The 19403-nt window shown below is 45.0% G+C and carries 16 protein-coding genes; 9 read left to right on the forward strand and 7 right to left on the reverse strand.

Annotation, left to right across the window (positions count from 1 at the left end; translation table 11 throughout):
• Nucleotide 1 precedes the first annotated feature (1 nt).
• From MHN02_RS11245 to MHN02_RS11255, 3 genes are all read right to left on the reverse strand, one after another.
• Entirely contained in the window at nt 2-2005 is a 2004-nt protein-coding gene (locus MHN02_RS11245) for an ATP-binding protein (RefSeq protein ID WP_239246126.1), read from the reverse strand.
• 159 nt (nt 2006-2164) lie between these two features.
• Nucleotides 2165-3085 carry a diguanylate cyclase gene (locus MHN02_RS11250; RefSeq protein ID WP_239246128.1) on the reverse strand — a complete coding sequence of 307 codons (921 nt, stop codon included), beginning with the start codon at nt 3083-3085 and terminating at the stop codon, nt 2165-2167.
• 221 nt (nt 3086-3306) lie between these two features.
• Nucleotides 3307-5412: an EAL domain-containing protein gene (locus MHN02_RS11255; protein WP_239246130.1), complete on the reverse strand. Its 2106-nt coding sequence runs from the start codon at nt 5410-5412 to the stop codon at nt 3307-3309.
• Between the two features lie 184 nt (nt 5413-5596).
• Here MHN02_RS11255 and MHN02_RS11260 point away from each other — a divergent pair, with 184 nt between their 5' ends.
• Complete coding sequence (locus tag MHN02_RS11260; RefSeq protein ID WP_239246132.1) at nt 5597-5959, forward strand: Hpt domain-containing protein; 363 nt, start codon at nt 5597-5599, stop codon at nt 5957-5959.
• Between the two features lie 65 nt (nt 5960-6024).
• Here MHN02_RS11260 and MHN02_RS11265 read toward each other — a convergent pair whose 3' ends face one another.
• Complete coding sequence (locus MHN02_RS11265; RefSeq protein WP_239246134.1) at nt 6025-7023, reverse strand: adenosine deaminase; 999 nt, start codon at nt 7021-7023, stop codon at nt 6025-6027.
• 322 nt (nt 7024-7345) lie between these two features.
• Here MHN02_RS11265 and MHN02_RS11270 point away from each other — a divergent pair, with 322 nt between their 5' ends.
• Complete coding sequence (locus MHN02_RS11270) at nt 7346-8677, forward strand: NCS2 family permease (RefSeq protein ID WP_014949076.1); 1332 nt, start codon at nt 7346-7348, stop codon at nt 8675-8677.
• 107 nt (nt 8678-8784) lie between these two features.
• Here the strand turns inward: MHN02_RS11270 and MHN02_RS11275 are convergent, their stop codons facing one another.
• The 3 genes from MHN02_RS11275 to MHN02_RS11285 form a co-directional block, all read right to left on the reverse strand.
• Entirely contained in the window at nt 8785-9042 is a 258-nt protein-coding gene (locus MHN02_RS11275; RefSeq protein ID WP_014949075.1) for a hypothetical protein, read from the reverse strand.
• A 100-nt stretch (nt 9043-9142) separates the two neighbouring features.
• Complete coding sequence (gene puuE / locus MHN02_RS11280; RefSeq protein ID WP_014949074.1) at nt 9143-10072, reverse strand: allantoinase PuuE; 930 nt, start codon at nt 10070-10072, stop codon at nt 9143-9145.
• Between the two features lies 1 nt (nt 10073).
• Nucleotides 10074-10718: a TetR/AcrR family transcriptional regulator gene (locus MHN02_RS11285; protein ID WP_014949073.1), complete on the reverse strand. Its 645-nt coding sequence runs from the start codon at nt 10716-10718 to the stop codon at nt 10074-10076.
• Between the two features lie 407 nt (nt 10719-11125).
• Here MHN02_RS11285 and xdhA point away from each other — a divergent pair, with 407 nt between their 5' ends.
• The 7 genes from xdhA to MHN02_RS11320 are packed head-to-tail and all read left to right on the forward strand — an operon-like array spanning nt 11126 to nt 19369.
• Nucleotides 11126-12571 carry a xanthine dehydrogenase small subunit gene (gene xdhA / locus MHN02_RS11290; protein WP_014978976.1) on the forward strand — a complete coding sequence of 482 codons (1446 nt, stop codon included), beginning with the start codon at nt 11126-11128 and terminating at the stop codon, nt 12569-12571.
• Nucleotides 12564-14930, forward strand: a complete 2367-nt coding sequence (xdhB, locus tag MHN02_RS11295) for a xanthine dehydrogenase molybdopterin binding subunit (RefSeq protein WP_239246136.1) — start codon at nt 12564-12566, stop codon at nt 14928-14930. The genes xdhA and xdhB overlap by 8 nt, the downstream gene beginning before the upstream one ends.
• Nucleotides 14927-15889 (forward strand): xanthine dehydrogenase accessory protein XdhC, encoded by a 963-nt coding sequence (gene xdhC / locus MHN02_RS11300; RefSeq protein WP_239246138.1) that lies wholly within the window; start codon nt 14927-14929, stop codon nt 15887-15889. The genes xdhB and xdhC overlap by 4 nt, the downstream gene beginning before the upstream one ends.
• A complete protein-coding gene (gene uraD, locus MHN02_RS11305) occupies nt 15876-16379 on the forward strand; it encodes a 2-oxo-4-hydroxy-4-carboxy-5-ureidoimidazoline decarboxylase (RefSeq protein ID WP_014978973.1) in 504 nt (167 codons plus the stop codon). The genes xdhC and uraD overlap by 14 nt, the downstream gene beginning before the upstream one ends.
• 58 nt (nt 16380-16437) lie before the next feature.
• Nucleotides 16438-16764: a hydroxyisourate hydrolase gene (gene uraH / locus MHN02_RS11310; protein WP_171338196.1), complete on the forward strand. Its 327-nt coding sequence runs from the start codon at nt 16438-16440 to the stop codon at nt 16762-16764.
• A 5-nt stretch (nt 16765-16769) separates the two neighbouring features.
• Nucleotides 16770-18062: a guanine deaminase gene (gene guaD / locus MHN02_RS11315; RefSeq protein ID WP_171338197.1), complete on the forward strand. Its 1293-nt coding sequence runs from the start codon at nt 16770-16772 to the stop codon at nt 18060-18062.
• Nucleotides 18063-18109: 47 nt separating this feature from the next.
• Nucleotides 18110-19369 (forward strand): urate hydroxylase PuuD, encoded by a 1260-nt coding sequence (locus MHN02_RS11320; RefSeq protein ID WP_171338198.1) that lies wholly within the window; start codon nt 18110-18112, stop codon nt 19367-19369.
• Nucleotides 19370-19403: the final 34 nt, after the last annotated feature.

A 19403-nucleotide genomic window follows, 5' to 3' on the forward strand; every position in this document is an offset into this window, starting at 1 on the left:
TCTACGCTGTCACTGATTTTGCATTTAGTGCATGGCGCACCTGAAGGGTAACGTCATTTTGTACCACGGGCTTGGCAAGAAAATCGGTCATGCCCGCATTGCTACAATTAGTTTTATCTTCAGGCGTTGTATTTGCCGTTACAGCCACAATACGACCGTGTTTGGGCAATAAGTTTTCTTGGACAATAATCTTAGTAGCACTTACCCCATCGAGCACTGGCATAGCGCAATCCATAAAAATAATGTCATATTTTTTAGCTCGGGCCATTTGAACGGCCACTTCGCCATTTTCGGCTTCATCTGGAAGGTAATTAAACTTCTCTAGCATGGATGCAAGCACGAAACGGTTTATGTCGTTGTCATCAACAACCAAAACGTTAAGAGGAACGCTAAGTAGGTCTGAAGAGAGGACAACGTCACTCTGCTTTTCTTTATCTAAAACTGCCATTTCTACAGGTATAGCAATATCGAAACAGGAGCCTTTCCCTGCGCTTGACCGCACTTCAAGCTCGCCATCCATTTTGCCAACAAGTTGATTGACGATAGACAACCCTAAACCGTTTCCATTTAACTCTTCAGAGGCACTGGCGGTATCGTTTTGAAATGGTCTAAAAATACGTGACAATATTTCATCACTCATGCCCACCCCAGTGTCTTCAATTGACGCAAGTAAGATAGGCACATCGCCTTGATGCTTTAACGTAACTTGCACCGAAATATACCCTTTCGGCGTAAATTTAACCGCGTTCGATAGTAAATTTGTAATGACTTGACTGATTCGGGCGGCATCTCCGTGAACATAAGTGTTTTCGTCAAAAGACAGCACTGCGTAAAGCCTTACGCCTTTCTCTACGCATTTTGTTTTAAATACATCCAGGATATCTTCAATTAACGAACGTGCACAAAAGTCGCTATATTTTAGTGAGAATTCGCCGTTAATGATGGAGGTGTAATCCAAAACATCGTTTATAAGAGACAATAAACGGTCTGCGCTATGAAGCGCCACATCCGCTTTGCGCATTCGTACATTTTCTTTATTTTCGAACTTAATCGCCTGCAACATGCCGGTTATGCCATTGAGCGGCGTCTTTAACTCGTGGCTTATACGAGATAACAATATGCCACGTTCTTTAGACGCAGCTTCGGCTTCTCTTCTTCTCTCTTCCAATTCGAGTCTAAGTTGCACCGACTTGTTTACGTTTTGGCAAGTTCCAAACAAACGAATACACTTTCCGTGCTTCATCTCGGCCATACCGTGAGTTTCTATCCAAACCGAATTACCTTTGGCGGAGACAAGTTCAAGCGTTGCACTCCACGGTTCACCCGTAGCCACTGTGTGGGAGACAATGCGGTTTATCTCATCCCTATCAAACCCCTCTTTATAGAAGTTGATAGCTGTTTCTAATGTGGGTACAAAGTCTTCTGAGACTTCGTGAATAAGCCGAGTTTGTGAAGACCAGCTAAGTTCATTAGTGGTCAAATCAACTTCCCACGTGCCTATGTTCGCTACACTTTGTAACTTTTCGTACAACGTGTTTTGATTGGTCTCTGCTTTTTCGAGATGAAATTTATCCAATATCACGCTCAGGCAATCGTCTAACAGCGACAGCTTGTCGAGGTTAACCGGCTGTTCCGGGCACGCATTAATAAAGACTAAGCACACTTGGCTTCCATCTAGGGTATGAACACGGCCTCGTATGTACTTTTCGGCATTAAAATAAGTAGAAAACCATTGTTTAAATGCTGTAGAACACTTAGCGCTGTTTACAGGGAAACAGTGGTCTACAGGCACACAGGTAGAGAAAGAAGGGACCGACTTAAAGTTGGGTGCATACGCCGACGAAGCTTTAACCAATATATTAATTGTCTCTTCGTCCAGCTGTAAAAGTAAACCTTGAAACACGCCAAAAGAATCGCAGCCCCGCTGTACCAAACTGGTTAGCGATGCCGTCAACTGGTCTTCCAGTTTCACATTCAAACTCGATTGTTCGTCAAAATAAACCATGGTGCGCTACCCAAGCGTAAAGACCACAAGATTTTTGCCGCCTTGCTCGATTCATGCACAGCGGCCCCGCATTTATAATGATAGCTTGGGATTTGAATACGGGATATTAAACAATAGGCTAGAAATTCTATTTTTATGATGGGAAATTGGGCGGTGGCCTCAGCCCTTGGCTTGGTTTCGCCCTAATTCTTTTGCTTCAAACAGTGAAATGTCAGCGTCTTCTATAAGCGCAGCCACATCGTCTTCAACCACATCCGTAGCTTTCCAGACTGCAAAGCCTGCACTTATTGATACGCGGTTTTCTATCCCTTTACCATGTGGAATTCTTGCATTGGCAACAGCCTCAACAAGCTGATGTGCAACTAACTTTGAGCCCTGATGGTCGATATAGGGGAGGACGACTAAAAACTCTTCGCCGCCAAAGCGAATAACGGCATCTTTCGGCCGTTTAACCGTGTCCGATACAATTTGCGCGACTTTTTGAAGACAAATATCGCCTTCGAGATGCCCGTACGTATCGTTGAAAAGCTTAAAATAATCGATGTCGATCATTATTGCTCCAACCGTACCTTTGTCTCTCGCAACTTGCTTAATGAGTAACGGAATTTCCTTGGTTAAGTACATACGATTGTACAAACCCGTTAGCTGATCGTGAAATGTCATCATTTCAAGGAATTCGGTGCGAAGCTTATTTTGCAGATGTGTTTTGATGCGATGCGTTAACGTAGAAGCGTTAACCGGTTTCATGACAAAGTCTGACGCCCCTACTTCCCAGCACGCATTTTCACTCTCAATATCCATTGTAGACGTAACGAAAATGACAGGGATATGTTTCGTTTCAGGCGACGCCTTTAAGGCTGTGCAAACGTCTAGACCATCAATATCTGGCATGTTCATGTCCAGCAGAACTAAATCCGGCAAATTTGCTTTACAGTAAGATATGGCCTCTTCTCCCGACTCGGCTGTAGCACAGTTAAACACCGACTCTAGAATGGATTCAAGCAGCATACGACTCATCGGCTCATCGTCCACAATAAGTACATTACACTCTGCGTAGGGTTTTATTTCTTTTCGATTCATCGGGTACTTTTATTGTTACTACACCAAGGTGACCATTCTCGCTTCCGTTGTTTCTGCTTTTTACAATATCAAAGTAATAACAACGTTTTACGCAAGTCTAACACCTTACATCCAAATTTGTATTGAAAAGTCAGCTAGTTTGCTTTCAAGTAGGTATGGTTTGAACGACAAGGTTATAAAGAAGGTCTATCGATAGCGCTCTACACGCCGCCGAGTGAACCTTACGCAACTTGGCAATCATCGATGAACTTTGTGAAAAAATCCGCCATCGCCATAGGACGACACATAAAATACCCCTGCCCTAAGTGACATCCAAGAGCTTTGAGCGCAGCAAAGTGAGATTGGGTCTCTATCCCTTCGGCAACAATGGTTAACTCTAAGCTTAATGCTAAATGCACTATTGCCGTTACGATGTCGTGTGCCTGCTGTTCTTTATCCATATCAATAACAAAAGAGCGATCTATCTTAAGCACATTCAATGGGAACTGACGTAAATAAGAGAGACTCGAATAGCCCGTACCAAAATCATCCAACGCAATAGTAACGCCCAATGAAGCCAAGTCGTTCAGGATATCTCGGGTTTGTTCAAAGTCGTGCATTAGAGCTGATTCCGTTACCTCCAATTCTATAGATGACGCGGCGATACCCGCTTCGTTGATAATCTCAGCAACTTCTTTTGCGAAGCCTGGGTTTGAAAGCTGTTTAGCAGCTACGTTTACCGCCACTTTGAAGTCTTGGCCCAATTCATTGCATCTAGCGACAAACTCACAGCTTTTTTGTAACACTTGCTTACCTAGCTGATGTATTAGCCCAGTCTCTTCTGCTAGCGGAATAAACTCATCAGGTCCAATAACTTTACCATTTTCGTCGAACATTCTAACTAAGCTTTCGGCACTTAATACTGCACTATCGTCAAAGTTATACTTTGGCTGTAGGTAAATGGCGAGGCTGTCGTTCTCTATGGCATTTCTAAGCTTTATCTCCATTTCCACACGATGATGCATGGCATGCTGCAGGTCTTTTGAAAAGAAGCTGAAAGTGTCTTTGCCTTTTGATTTAGAACGGTACATGGCTGAGTCTGCATGGCGCATCATCTCTTCCGCATTAACAGCATCTTGAGGATAAAGGCTAATTCCAATACTTAAGCTAAGTTGATGGGCCTTACCGTCTAAATCAATGGGCTCTCTACCGGCCTGCAAACACGCCATAGCAATACTGTCTGCACTGTAACCCGAACCAATTTCAGTAAGTAAGCAGGCAAATTCATCGCCACCCACGCGGGCGAGCGTAGCGCTTTCTCCAACAACCTTAGCAAGGCGCTTTGCAATAGACGCAATAATATAATCGCCGACTTGATGCCCAAGACTGTCATTGAGGTATTTGAAATTGTCGATATCAATTAACAGTAACGCCATGCTTTGCTTAGAAGTAAAACAACGAGTGATAGCCTGAACAACTCTATCGTGCAGCAGCACTCGGTTTGGCAAGCCCGTGAGCTGATCATGATTGGTTAAATGCGTCATCTTTACTGCCATTTCAATGGCTTCTGACACATCTTGGAAAACGATAACGGCGCCAGACAGATGGCCATCTTCATCAATGATGGGCGACGCTGTATCTTCTACCCTGAATACTTGATTATGTCGGCTTACCAGCGTGGCGTTGTAAGACATAGCTACCGGACGCATCACTTCTAGTGCGTAAAGAGCGGGGTTTAAAAGACGCTCATTTGTCGAGGCATCTCTTAAATTCATAACCTCATCGATAGGCTTGCCAAGAGCTTCAGCTTCACTATATCCTGTTAACCTCTGCGCTACCGAGTTAATAAAAGTTACATCCCCTGCTGCGTTAGTTGAAATAACGCCATCAGCTATAGATTTGAGGGTAATAGCAAGCTGCTTTTTCTCTGCTTCTAATTCTTGATTAACACGAGCAAGCTTTGTTTTTTGATCTTGGATAGTGAGATGATTTCTCACTCGCATCTGGCACAACCCAATATCAATGGGCTTGGAAATGAAGTCGATGGCCCCCAGTGATAACGCAATATGCTCATTTTCAGAATCATTATGCGAGGTAACGAATATAACGGGAATAGCTGCCGTTTCTGGGCAAGCTTTTAACTGCTCGCATACATCAAACCCCGATAATCCAGGCATGCTTATATCTAGAACGACCAAATCGGGTTGATGTGCTCTTACCACTGAAAACGCATTCGCGCTTTGCGAGACCGTAACAACCTTTGCTAGAGATTCTACTGCACTTTCTAATAACAAGAGTGTTGTTGGTTCATCGTCAATGATGACTACTTTCTGTGTCTCATTATCCATGAGAAATACCACACTATGAAACTGATGACAGAATAAGTATCGCCCGAGATACGTAAAAAAAATTAGTCTTTCGTCTAGGTTTTGCCGGATTATGAACCGTTGTATGCTAAGCCACTAAACTTGCTATTTCTTGATTAGAACATGTATTGTACACTGGCATAACGCTTCAATTACGGTGGCACATATGGACACATCTAACTCAAACGATACGCCCACTCGAGAACAATTATGGAACCGCGATGCTGCAATAAGCAGGTTGGGTGGAAATGAGGGGTTATTGAACCGTATTGTTGAAATGTTCCTCGCGCAAATAGAACAAAAACAACAAGCACTTCAAAGTGCTGCGACCGCATTGGATGTTGAAGCAGTTAGATTCAACAGTCATGCTATGAAAGGTGTGTCGGGCGATGTAGGTGCCGATGCCATTCGGGAAAAGGCATCGTCTATTGAAAACAAAGCCAAGCAAGACGATTTAAGCGAAATCGTTCAAGACATCACAGAATTAGACAGTTTGATTAAGCAAACTATTGCAGTCATGAAATCGTAAAATCACATTAGCTCCTCGCATTAATCGCCAGAAGCTAACGCGACTATCTTCCACTCCTCGCCTTGCTAGGCTGAAAGAGCCTTTTCAACAAGCTGGTTTTTCTGCTCCTGCGGCAAAAAACTTGCCTTAAAGCTATTTGCTACCAACGTACGAACTGTTTTTTCATCAATACCCAGAGACTGGTGCAACGCTTCAAAATTGTCATTTAGGAAGCCACCAAAATACGTAGGATCATCAGAGTTAACCGTGACCAGAAGCCCAGCATCAAGAAGCTGGACAATATTGTGGTCTTTCATATCATTTATCACACACAGCTTAAGGTTACTTAACGGACAAACAGTGAGTGGAATTTGTCTTTCTTTCAAGAGGTCCATAAGCGCCTCGTCTTCTTGGCAGCGTACACCGTGGTCAATACGATCAACGTCCAATAGCTCGATGGCTTCCCAAATGTAAGATGCCGGTCCTTCTTCTCCAGCATGGGCGACAATTTTAAATCCCAGCGCTTTGGCTTTTTTGAATACGCGTTCGAACTTTGATGGCGGATGCCCAAGTTCGGAGCTATCTAACCCTACCGCTGTAATGTGCTCGTAATAAGGCTCTGCTGCAGAAAGCGTATCGAAGGCAGCATCTTCTGGCAAATGGCGAAGGAAAGACATGATTAAATAGCTACTGATACCGTATTCATCTTTTGCTTTTTCCATAGCCTTCAAAAAGCCTGGCATGAAAATATCGAAACCTATGTCACGCTCTGTATGGGTTTGCGGATCAAACATAATTTCTGTGTGGACGATATTGTCTTCATGACACCGCGTTAAGTATTCCCACATTAAGGCAAAGAAATCATCCTCATCGCGAAGCACGCCCGCCCCTGCATAATATAAGTCAAGGAAGCTTTGTAGATCTTCAAAGTTATACGCCGCTTCTATCTCTTCCACGCTAGCATAAGGAAGTGATACACTGTGCTTTTCAGCTAGGCGCCACATAAGTTCAGGCGTTAAGCTACCTTCTATATGCAGATGCAGTTCGGCCTTAGGAATGTTTTTAATTATTGATGACAGCGACATGGCCCCTCACTTATTTGCACCACAACAATGCAATGGCATTTAATTGGTGCGTAATAGTTTATCTTTAATGCTATCTGTAAACGAGTTCTATTGCTCATTTAGGTTTTGTTTGCGGTTTTTTTGACTTCATCTATGTTGATTACTAACCGTTCGGCTGGCTTTGTGCTGCCTGGCTAGTGACCTTGAGTCACGCAATGGCTATTAATTAGTCATTGTACTGAAAAGTAAGTTAGCACAAAACACACCAACAAGTTGACTAATTGGTCAGTTTATTGCTTTCAACGCACAAAACACACAATGAAATACTAACAGAGAACTCTTGATGTCCAACAACGTAATCGAACGGCTATTTAAGCTGCAGGAACACGGAACAACAGTAAGAACAGAGATCATTGCAGGACTTACTACGTTCGCAGCCATGTCTTATATACTCGTGGTGAACCCAGGTATTCTTGGGTTAAGTGGCATGCCCGTAGAGGGCCTAATTACAGTGACAGCAATAGCGGCGTGTATTGGCACTTTAATGATGGCGCTAATGACTAACTACCCTATTGCGTTGGCACCAGGTATGGGCTTGAACGCCTTTTTCGCGTTTACCATTTGTCTTGGTCGTGAAATTCCATGGGAAGCAGCGCTTGGTATTGTTTTCTGGAACGGCATTCTCTTTTTACTCCTTTCTCTCACCGGAGTTCGAACCAAAATAGCCGAGTCTATACCTCCTTCTCTCAAAATCGGCGTGCAGTGTGGCATAGGTTTGTTCATTGCCTTTATCGGCCTTAAAAATGCGGGGCTGATTGTTGATAATCCTGCAACCTTCGTACAGCTTGGCGACCTTTCTGAGCCAGCAGTAATGTTAGCGCTCATCGGCATTATCTTTACTATCGTTCTTATGGTGAAACGCGTTACTGGCGCTATCTTAATCTCTATCGTAACACTCACCTTAATTGGTGCTTTTATCCCCACTGAAAACGGTACCTTAACTGCAACGCCTTCTGCTGTAGTTGGCATGCCAGAATCTATTTCAAACACCTTTATGGCAATGGACTTTTGGTACCCAATCGATCACCTTGCTGAAACGTGGGACCTCATTTTCGCACTTATGTTTGTGAACATGTTCGATACCATTGGCACCTTAATCGGCGTATCTCGAAAAGCCAATCTACTTACTCCCGAAGGCAAGCTACCGAAAATTGGCTCAGCAATGACAGCCGATGCATCAGCGAGTATTGCTGGCGCATTAGTGGGTACATCTCCAGTAACTAGCTATGTGGAGTCCGCTACGGGCGTATCGGCGGGCGGCAGAACCGGGCTTACCGCAGTAGTGGTTTCTGTCTGCTTCTTACTCTCGCTATTTTTAACACCGCTAATGAAAGTTATCCCGCTAATGGCCACTACGCCAGCGCTATTGATGGTAGGTATTTTAATGATGGAATCGATTCGACAGGTTGATTTCGACGACTTAGGTGCGTTAGCCACTGCTTCTGTTGCACTTATCGCCATGCCGCTCACATTCAGCATTAGCGAAGGCATTGCCCTTGGTTTTATTACTTATGTTGGCATTAAGGTAGGTACGGGAAAATTTAAAGAAGTAACACCGCTCACTTATGCACTGGCGATTGTTTTCTTATTACGATACTTATTGGATTTAAAATAATTCAACGGCGCTTATTGCGTGCCTGTAAGTTAACGCTTTAGATACAAAAAAGGTGGCTTTCAACGCCACCTTTCTTATTAAACTAAGCAAGTGAAAAAGATATACGTTTACTTCAATCCATCGTAAGTGAAGGTAACGGCTTTATCACCCATAAATACAATTTTAACGTGCTTACTGTCTTCATTGCCCCATGTACATGCCATGGTACCCATTGTTTTTCCGCAGTTGTCAGCTGAACCCAGAATTGCTTCAACTTCGTCCTGAGACATACCCATTTCTAATTTATCGTAGTTTTCTTTAGTCAGCTTTGAGCATGCTGTCAGCGCTAGCGCCCCAAGGGCAATAATGGCTAGTTTTGTTTTCATGGTTTTGTCCTTTGTTCAGTGAAGGCGGTAGTAATCCATCTGTTTCACTTTCGTCTCTTCACTTTACTGTACTTCAAATATAGTAGGCGTACTGTAAACGCTACGTACGAGGCTTGTCACCACCATCTTTAGGATGAAGCTCCAACCAGTGACGGGCAATTTGCTCTCGTGTCGCTAGCCATACTTTATCATGAGACTTAACGTACTCGATAAAGCGCTTAAGTGCGGCGAGTCGAGCAGGCCGTCCTATTATGCGATTATGAAGGCCGATAGATAGCATCTTAGGCGCTTCTTCTCCTTCTTCATACAACACGTCAAACGCATCTTTTAAGTAGGTGAAAAACTGTTCCCCACTGTTGAAGCCCTGAGGCGTGGCAAAGCGCATATCATTGGTGTCTAATGTGTACGGCACCATTAATAACGGCTTGCTGTAATGGCAGTCGTAGTAAGGTAAGTCGTCAGCATATGAATCGGCGCAATATAAGATATCGTCGCGCTCTGCAATCAACTTCAGCGTATTCGGACTCGTTCTTCCTGTATACCAACCTACAGGTTTACTGCCCGTTAACTGCTCATGAAGAATAATCGCCTCATCAATTTGTTTACGCTCTTGCTCTTCGTCCATGTCTTGATAATGCACCCAGCGCATGGCGTGGCTGGCGATTTCCCAACCTGAATCCATCATGGCTTTTACGGCGTCAGGGTGTCGTTGCATAGCCATAGTGACGCCAAACACAGTAACGGGAATGTCGTATTTATTAAGCAAACGGTGTAAACGCCAAAACCCTGCACGACTGCCGTATTCGTAAATAGACTCCATGCTGAGGTGGCGGTCTTTATACGCTTGTGCGCCGATAATTTCCGATAGGAATATTTCCGACGCCTCGTCACCATGAAGCACGCAATTTTCGCCACCTTCCTCGTAATTTAATACGAACTGAATCGCGATTTTTGCTTCGCCCGGCCACTTAGCGTGAGGTACATGTTGACCATAACCAATCAGATCACGAGGGTAAACAGACTCTGTCATGCTACACCTCGAAGTTTTCTGGCACAGATAACCCACAGCCACCGAGCACGAGTTTTACCACTTGTTTTGTAGCGTCTTCAAAATCTGATTTTGTCATCTTTTTACCGCGTAGACGGGTTATTTGCGCAGAGAAGTCAGCATAGTGCTGGGTACTAGCCCAAATAGTGTAAAGCAAGTATTCACCTTCAACAGGTGGCAGTTTGCCGGCCTTTACCCATGCATCAATAACCGCAAGTCGCCCTTTCATCCAAAGCGCATGCTCTTCATCAAAGTAGCCACTTAAGTTTTGTGCACCATTGATAATTTCCATCGCAAAGATCTTAGAGGCCATTGGATGCGTTCGCGACACTTCCATTTTCTCGGCGATATAATTGGCGAGTACCTCGGCAGGGTCGTCTTCTACTGTGGCTTTATCAAAACGTGAGTTCCACAGCGAGAGGGTTTCTTCTAGTACCGCTACGTAGAGCTCTTGTTTTGTTTTGAAATAATACAAAACGTTGGTTTTAGGAAGTCCTGCTTCATCAGCAATTTTTTGTACTGCTGTACCTTTGAAGCCAAACTGTGCAAAACATTTTTCAGCGGCTTGGAGTATTTTTCTTCTGTTCATAGCGCCAACGCCAGCGTCAGCACTTTTTACCTTCATCATTATTATTAAAATTCCTTTGCAATCTACTTTGCAAGCGCACGGGCAGTATAAATGCTGCATGCCTTTTCGATAGGTTAGCATTTATTGCCGACGAGTTGCTATGCTCTTATAGATCATACATACCCTATGCAGGGAGTGTTAACCATACTAAAACACGAATTACGCGAATAGTTCAAAACCTTGCACGAATCTTGCCTTATTCTTTATTAACAAATCGACGTAGTGCTTAGCAAAAGAAAAATAGAAAGGTATCACTTCTTTTTTCCAATCAAATTTGCGCAAAATCATGGCCTTTTAGAACTCGGCCTTTTTTTATAAGCAATAAATTGACCAAATGGTCTACTTTTATTGAAAAAATACAGCTATATTAATGAATACAAGAATGAATATAACAAGAAGGTGTGAGTATGATTCGCTTTCTAATAAATAACGATGTCGTTGAATTAAATGAAGCGCGGGCCGACCTCACCCTTCTACAATTTATTCGCGAACATCGCAAAAAAACAGGCACAAAAGAAGGCTGTGCAGCAGGAGACTGCGGTGCATGTACCGTAGTACTTGTGGAACCAGCCTCTTCAAATAGCTCTGCAGAACTTAATTATCGAACAGTGAATAGCTGCATCACGCTAATGAGTGCAGTTCATGGAAAGCAGCTTTTATTTGTTGAGCATTTAAACGATGGTAAACACTTACACCCCGTACAGCAGGCGTTAGTTGATCACCATGGTTCTCAGTGTGGCTTTTGCACGCCTGGGTTTATCATGTCGATGTTTGCCTTATACCACAGCAATACAAAACCAAATCGCGACGATGTGCTGCACGCTTTATCAGGCAACTTATGTCGCTGCACAGGCTACCGCCCTATTATCGATGCTACGATGGCGGTGTGCGAACAAACACCTGATGATCAATTCACTGCACGCCAAGCTGCCACCCTTTCTACATTGCTATCATTATCTGGTGAGAAACCCACTGGTACGGGAAATATCCATACGCCAACGTCTCGCGAAGAACTGAAGACTCTGATTCAAGCGCATCCAACTGCACAGCTAGTCGCTGGCAGCACGGATTTAAGCCTTCAGTTCACGCAACAGCTAAAAGATGTAGAAACGCTTATCAGTGTGACGCATATTGATGCACTAAAACAATGCACCAAAAGCGAGCATTCTCTTATTCTTGGTGCAGCTGTACCGCTAAATGATGCGGCACCTTTATTACTAAATGCATTTCCGCAAGTGGCTGAGCTTGTTACCCGATTTGCCTCGTTGCCTATCCGCAATCAGGCTACCATTGGCGGTAACGTGGCTAACGCTTCCCCAATTGGTGATATGCCGCCGTTATTACTCGCATTGAATGCCATACTGCATTTAGATAACGGCGAGAGCGTTCGTATGATCCCAATTAGCACATTCTTCACAGGCTATCGCGAGACCATGCTGGCGAAAGATGAATGGATAAGTGCAATAGAAATACCATTGAAACAGCCCAATCAAGTATTAGCTGCATATAAGATATCGAAACGATTTGAAGATGATATTTCTGCAGTATGCGCCGTATTTAATGTCACACTCGACAACGGCAAGGTAGAAGCCATTAGCAGTGGCTTTGGTGGTGTAGCAGCAGTTCCGTCAACCTGCAATGCGCTAGAAAACGTTTTGAAAGGTAAGCAGTTCGCTAGCAACGAATGTTTAACATTGGGCAAACAAGTCTTATTCGATGCATTTTCACCTATCGATGATGTGCGCGCTACAGCCCAATACCGTAAAACTGTTTTAGCTAACCTGTGGCATCGCTTCTGGTTAGAAAACCAAACAGCAAACCAAATTGAAACACGGGTGGTGCAGCATGCGTAAGTTAATTGATGCCCCTAATCCACTGCAACAAAACGACAAGCAAAGTGTCGTTCATGTATCTAAAAAGCACGAGAGCGCAACACGCCAAGTACAAGGCAGCGCCAACTATGTTGACGATGTTATTGAACCTCAAGGCACTCTTTATGCTGCCGTTGGTGTAAGCCAATGCGCAAAAGGTACGATTAACTCGATAAATCTTGACGCTGTTCGCCAAAGTGAAGGCGTTGTAGATGTGGTTACGATTGACGACGTGCCTGGCCATAAAGATATTGGTCCTGTGTTCGAAGGCGATCCGTTACTTGCTAATGGCGAAATCAAATTCTTCGGTCAGCCTGTATTTGCAGTGCTTGCCACTTCGGTAAACCTTGCCCGACAAGCTGCGCTAAAAGGGAAAGTAGAGGTGAGTGAAGCCAAACCTATACTTAGTGCCGAAGCTGCCCACCAGCAGCAAACGTTTGTGCGTCCCCTACATCGGTTTGGCCAACATACTGACCGCGTTGAAAGTACATTTGAAAAAGCGATCCACCAAGCACATGGCACGCTCAGTATTGGTGGACAGGAACATATGTACTTAGAAGGACAAGTGAGCCTTGCGATCCCTGATGAAGAAGATCGCATGAAAATCTATACGTCTAGTCAACATCCCAGTGAGGTACAAAAACTCGTTGCCGAAGTGCTCGATGTAAAATTGCACCGTGTAATGGTAGACATGCGACGTATGGGCGGCGGCTTTGGCGGAAAAGAAACGCAAGCCGCGCAATGGGCCTGTATAGCGGCTTTACTGGCATCGCGAAATCAATGTGCGGTTAAGCTTCGCTTACCACGCTTCACCGATATGCATGTTACTGGCAAACGTCACCCGTTCGAAAACGAGTTCGACGTGGCCTTTGACGAGACAGGTAAAATTGAAGCCACCCGCATGACAATTAATGGTATTTGTGGGCACTCGCCTGATTTATCTGACGCCATTGTCGATAGAGCCATGTTCCATGCGGACAACGGTTATTTCTTAGGTGATAGCGACATTGTTGGCCACAGATTGCAAACCAATATGGTATCGCACACCGCTTATCGAGGTTTTGGCGGACCGCAAGGTATGATTATGGCTGAAGCCATGATTGATAAAATTGCCCGTGCTATTGGCAGCGACCCCCTATCGGTAAGAAAACGTAATTTATACGGCCCCACGACAGGTAGTCTGACTCCCTATGGAATGAAGGTAGAGCACAACCTCTTACCCGATATGATTGCCGAGCTAGAAGAAACCGCTCAGTATTGGCAGCGCCGTGAAGCTATTGCAGCATTTAATCGCGAAAGCCCGGTGATTAAGAAAGGTTTAGCGCTAACGCCTGTCAAGTTTGGCATTTCATTTACCGCGAAGCATTTAAACCAAGCTGGCGCTTTAGTGCACATTTATACTGATGGTAGTATTCAGGTGAACCATGGTGGTACTGAAATGGGACAAGGGCTTCACACCAAAATAGGCCAAATTGCAGCCAATGAATTTGGACTAGATTTGGATATGATTGAAGTCACTGCAACACGCACTGACAAAGTACCTAACACTTCACCAACAGCTGCTTCAAGCGGCACTGACTTAAACGGAAAAGCCGTACAAAATGCGTGTATTACGCTAAAAGCCCGTTTGGCCGAGTGCTTTGCCAAAAGCTTAGGTCTAGAGGACCGCGCTGGCGACGTGCTATTCATTAATGAGCACGTGGTATTGGATGAGCACAAAATTACCTTTACCGAGCTTGTGCAGCAAGCGTATTTTGCTCGTGTATCTTTGTCTTCAAGCGGTTTCTACAAAACCCCAAAATTACAGTATAACCGCGACACCGGTGAAGGCCGTCCGTTTTTCTATTTTGCCTATGGCGTCTCAATGAGCGAAGTCTCTGTCGATACACTTACCGGTGAATATACGGTAGATAAAGTTAACGTACTCCACGATGTTGGCAACAGTCTTAACCCTGCCATTGATATTGGCCAAATAGAAGGCGCGTTTATTCAAGGTATGGGTTGGCTTACCACAGAAGACCTTAAATGGAATGAAGCGGGTAAGCTGATAAGTGAAAATATGGCGACCTATAAAATTCCAGCTATTGGCGATACGCCAAAAGAGTTTAATGTGAAGCTGTTTGGTAGAAAGAACGCTGAAGACAGCATTTACCACTCAAAAGCGGTTGGCGAGCCACCATTTATGCTGGCTATTTCAGTGTGGTGCGCCCTTAAAGACGCCATATCTAGCCTATCTGGCTACACAGTTGATCCGCAGCTAGATACACCAGCCACACCAGAACGGGTGTTAAATGCAGTAAGTGCTATGCAGCAGTCGTCCAGTCGAGGCGGTGTTTTATGACATTCACGGCAGCAACGTCATCTCGCGCACCCCAATCATTTCGTGCAACAAACTGGCATGAGGGAATAGCCGAATGCCAAGCGCGTAATGAAGGCTATGTGCTTGTGACTGTGGTTGGCACTGCAGGCTCTACACCTCGTGAACCCGGGAGTAAAATGGTGGTTACCGCGTCGCATAGTGTAGATACCATTGGCGGCGGGCATCTTGAGTTTGATGCCATTGCCCGCGCACGAGAGTACCTTGCCAAAGGCGAAGCATGCACTGAACTTCACAGCTACCCGTTAAGCAGTTCTTTAGGACAGTGCTGCGGTGGTGCGGTAAAGGTGCTATTTGACGTGTGTAACGTTCATCAGCAGCACATCGCCATTTTTGGTGCAGGCCATGTTGCAAAAGCACTGGTGCCTATTTTGGCTCAATTGCCTGTACGCATTTCGTGGATAGACAGTCGCGAGGAACTGTTTCCATCGTCTTTGCCAGCCAACGTGCACAAAGTCGTGGAAGAAGCACCAGAGAGCGAAGTTAGACACCTTGATGAGAACAGTTGGCTGATTATACTCACCCACGATCATCAATTGGACTATCGAATTACAGAGCAGGCGTTAAAGCAACCTTCGCTCCCCTTTGTTGGGTTAATTGGTTCAGACACCAAAGCAAAGCGCTTTATTACCAAGCTAACTCAGCGCGGGTTTGACGACAATGCGCTGACTAGGCTAGTTACCCCTATTGGCAATCGAGATATACCTGGCAAGCGCCCCATTGAAGTTGCTGTCTCTATATCTGCTCAAATTATTGAGCGTCTTCATATGAAAGAACCAGCGGGTTGCGCTGTTGGTAAATCAAGCGTTTCAGTGGAGTACGCCGAGAATAAGCGCCACAGACAGCAGACGCATCATTCCAATGAGAGACAACAAGTTTCGGCGCTTCAAAATAAAAAGGACACCACCAGTGACATTAAATGATGTAAATGTGCTAAGCACAGAAGAGGCTTCGTCGTGGTTTGAACAATGCTGCGCGTCGAAAACCTGGATTTACCAGATGGTGAAAGCACGCCCCTACAGCGATATCGATGCACTTACTAACCAAGCCACAAGCGCCTGGGCCAAATGCAGTGATGACGACTACCTTGAAGCTTTTACGGCACACCCCATGATTGGTGACGTTGATTCGTTGCGCAAAAAGTTTGCAAATACCAAAGCCATTGCTGCGGGCGAGCAGTCGGGTACAGCCAGCGCGTCCGAGGCCGTTTTACACCAGTTAAAGGAAGCCAATCACGCCTATTTAGACAAGCACGGGTTTATCTTTATTATTTGTGCCACCGGTCTTTCTGCGCAGACTATGTTAGAAGCATTACAAGCTAGGCTACCCAATACCACACAGCAAGAGATTACCAATGCTGCTGCAGAGCAAATAAAGATAACCCTATTGCGTATTAACAAAGCACTGGATTAACCCCCGTATTTTCAAAAATATGGTCAATACGCATTGAATAGTTTTTAAGGAAAATAGTATGAATACGCTTTCTAGCCACGTACTCGACACTACATTAGGTAAGCCAGCACAAGGCATTGCCCTTACACTTACACTACCTGACGGTAGCACCCTTTCGGGTGAAACGGATAATGATGGGCGTTTTAACAAGTGGGGCGTTGAAGACGGTTTTGCCGCAGGCGTTTATACCCTGCGCTTTCACTGCAAGCCTTACCTTGTAGAAACGCATGGCAAAAGTTTCTACCCACACATTGATATTACATTTGAACTTGATGAGAATGGCGGCCATTATCATGTGCCACTTCTTATCTCTCCATTCGGTTTCAGCAGCTACAGGGGCAGCTAACAAACATGCAGCTTTTTCGTGCAAGCATTGCGCACTTTCCTAACCAAACTACACAGTTCGATAATGACATCGCTATATTCAAAGACGGTGGTTTGTTAGTAGACAATAAAGAAATAAAGGACATTGGCACATTTGAAGAGATAGCAAAGCGCTACCCGGCTGCCAATGTGACAGATTTTTCAGGCAAGTGGATTTTGCCAGGTTTAATAGACAGCCACCTGCATTATCCGCAAACGCAGAGCATAGCCCATTATGGCGAGCAGCTGTTGAGCTGGCTTGAAAACTATACGTTTCCAACAGAAATGCAGTTTGCTGACAGTGAGCACGCCGAAACCATTGCTAACGTATTCTTAAGCCAATTGCTAAAGAACGGCACCACCACTGGTTTTGTTTTCACTACGGTTCATAAAGGTAGTAGCCAGGCGTTATTCAGCGCAGCTAGTGAAATCGATATGGCAATAGTGGCAGGTAAAGTATGCATGGACAGGAACTGCCCTAGTGCGCTTAATGACTGCGCCGACACAGCACAAGCTGACAGTGCAGAATTAATCGAAACCTGGCATAACAAGGGCCGCAACCGCTATGCGCTAACGCCCCGTTTTGCGCCAACCAGTACTGAAGCTCAGCTTGCTGCATTAGGGGAACTTGCCAAGCAGTATCCCGATGTTTTCATTCAAACACACTTGTCTGAGAACTTAGACGAGATTGCATGGGTGAAGAGTTTATTCCCTAAAGCGGACGGCTATTTAGATGTATATGACACCTACAACCTTGTGCGTGAACGTGCGGTGTTTGGCCATGGCATTCATCTTACGCCTAACGAATGGGCGCGCTTAGGCGAAAGCGGCGCTACGGTGGCCTTCTGCCCTACATCTAACCTGTTTTTAGGAAGTGGCCTTTTTGATATGACCGCAGCGCGTGCTAACAAGGTCCATGTGGCTATGGCCACCGATGTGGGTGCAGGCACTACGTTTAACATGTTTAAAACCTACGGCGATGCATACAAGGTTAGTCAATTGCGCAGCGAGCCCATCAGCCCGTTAGAAGGCTTTTATCTTATGACCCAAGGCGCGGCTGTAGCTCATGCGCTTGATCATGAAATAGGCAACTTAAACCCAGGCACCACCGCTGACTTTATCGTGGTTGAGCCTAGGTTTGACGAATTGACACAATTGAGAATAAAAGAAGACGCAGACTTTGACGATGTGTTTTTTGCCTTGAGTATTTTAGGTGATGACCGCGCTATCGACCAAACGTGGATAAGCGGCACCTGCCGCTATAAAAAAGAACATCATTAATAACAGGCTGCTGTAGGGCCTTTTGGCCCTAAATAAGGAGAACAATAATGCCGTGGCTAGATTGGATAAGTTTATTTGTACGTTGGTTCCACGTTGTAGCGGGTGTAGCGTGGATTGGCGCGTCATTTTACTTCATTTGGTTGGATAACAATCTACGCACGCCACCTAAATGGAAGCAGGACAAAGGTATCAAAGGCGACTTATGGGCTATTCACGGTGGCGGCTTTTATGAAGTCGCAAAATACGCCTATGGCCCAGAGAAAATGCCAGAAACACTGCACTGGTTTAAATGGGAAGCCTATACCACGTGGTTGTCGGGCTTCGCACTACTCATTATTGTTTATTACTTTGGTGCTAGCGCTTATCTTATCGACCCATCGGTAAACGCCATGTCACCGACCACGGCAATATCTTTAGGTTTAGGGTTAATCTTTGGCGGACTAGCCTTATACGAATTTGCGTGTCGTAGCCCATTGGCAAAATATCCACTCGCCTTTGGTATTGGATTAGTCGCGCTTGTTTGTATTGTCAGCTACCTGTCTACCCAGTGGTTTAGCGGTCGCGGTGCCTATATTCACGTTGGCGCACTTATTGGCACTATCATGGCAGGGAATGTCTTTTTCAACATCATGCCGAACCAGCGCAAAATGGTAGCAGCTGTAGCCAATAAGAAAGATATTGATCCTAATTGGGGGGCGAGCGCTAAACTGCGTTCGGTGCACAATAACTACTTTACGCTGCCACTGCTGTTTATCATGATTTCAAATCATTACCCCATGACGTATCAACACCCGCAAAATTGGCTGGTACTGATTGCGATAATGGCCGCTGCAGCTTGGATACGTCATTTCTTTAACTTGCGTCATGTGGGCACCACTAAACCTGGTATTTTAGTGTCTGGCGCAGTCGCCATGCTAGCAATCGCCCTATGGGTGTCATGGCCACAGTCGCCATCACATACATCGAATGAAGGACATGAAGATGTGAGCCTTGTCGATGAAGTAGGTAAAAAAGTAACGGCTAACAATGCAGTCGCTCAAGCGAGTTCTGAAGTAAGCAATGAGCGCGTAGTAAGCTTAATTACAACCCATTGTGTGGGTTGCCACTCGCGCACGCCAACCGACGATATCTTTAAAGTCGCGCCTTTAGGCGTAGTATTAGATACATGGGAAGATATTGAAAGGTTTGCGCCACAAGTGGTTCGAAGAACCACCGTGACCAAAGACATGCCATTTTTAAATAAGTCAAAAATGACAGACGAAGAGCGTCAGGAAATAGCGCGCTGGTTCGCTCAAAGACAAAAATAAAATGGCGAAAGCGATGTAGATATCGAGTCTCAGA

This window comes from Alteromonas sp. CNT1-28 (genome assembly GCF_022348345.1).
Taxonomy (GTDB): Bacteria; Pseudomonadota; Gammaproteobacteria; order Enterobacterales; family Alteromonadaceae; genus Alteromonas; species Alteromonas macleodii.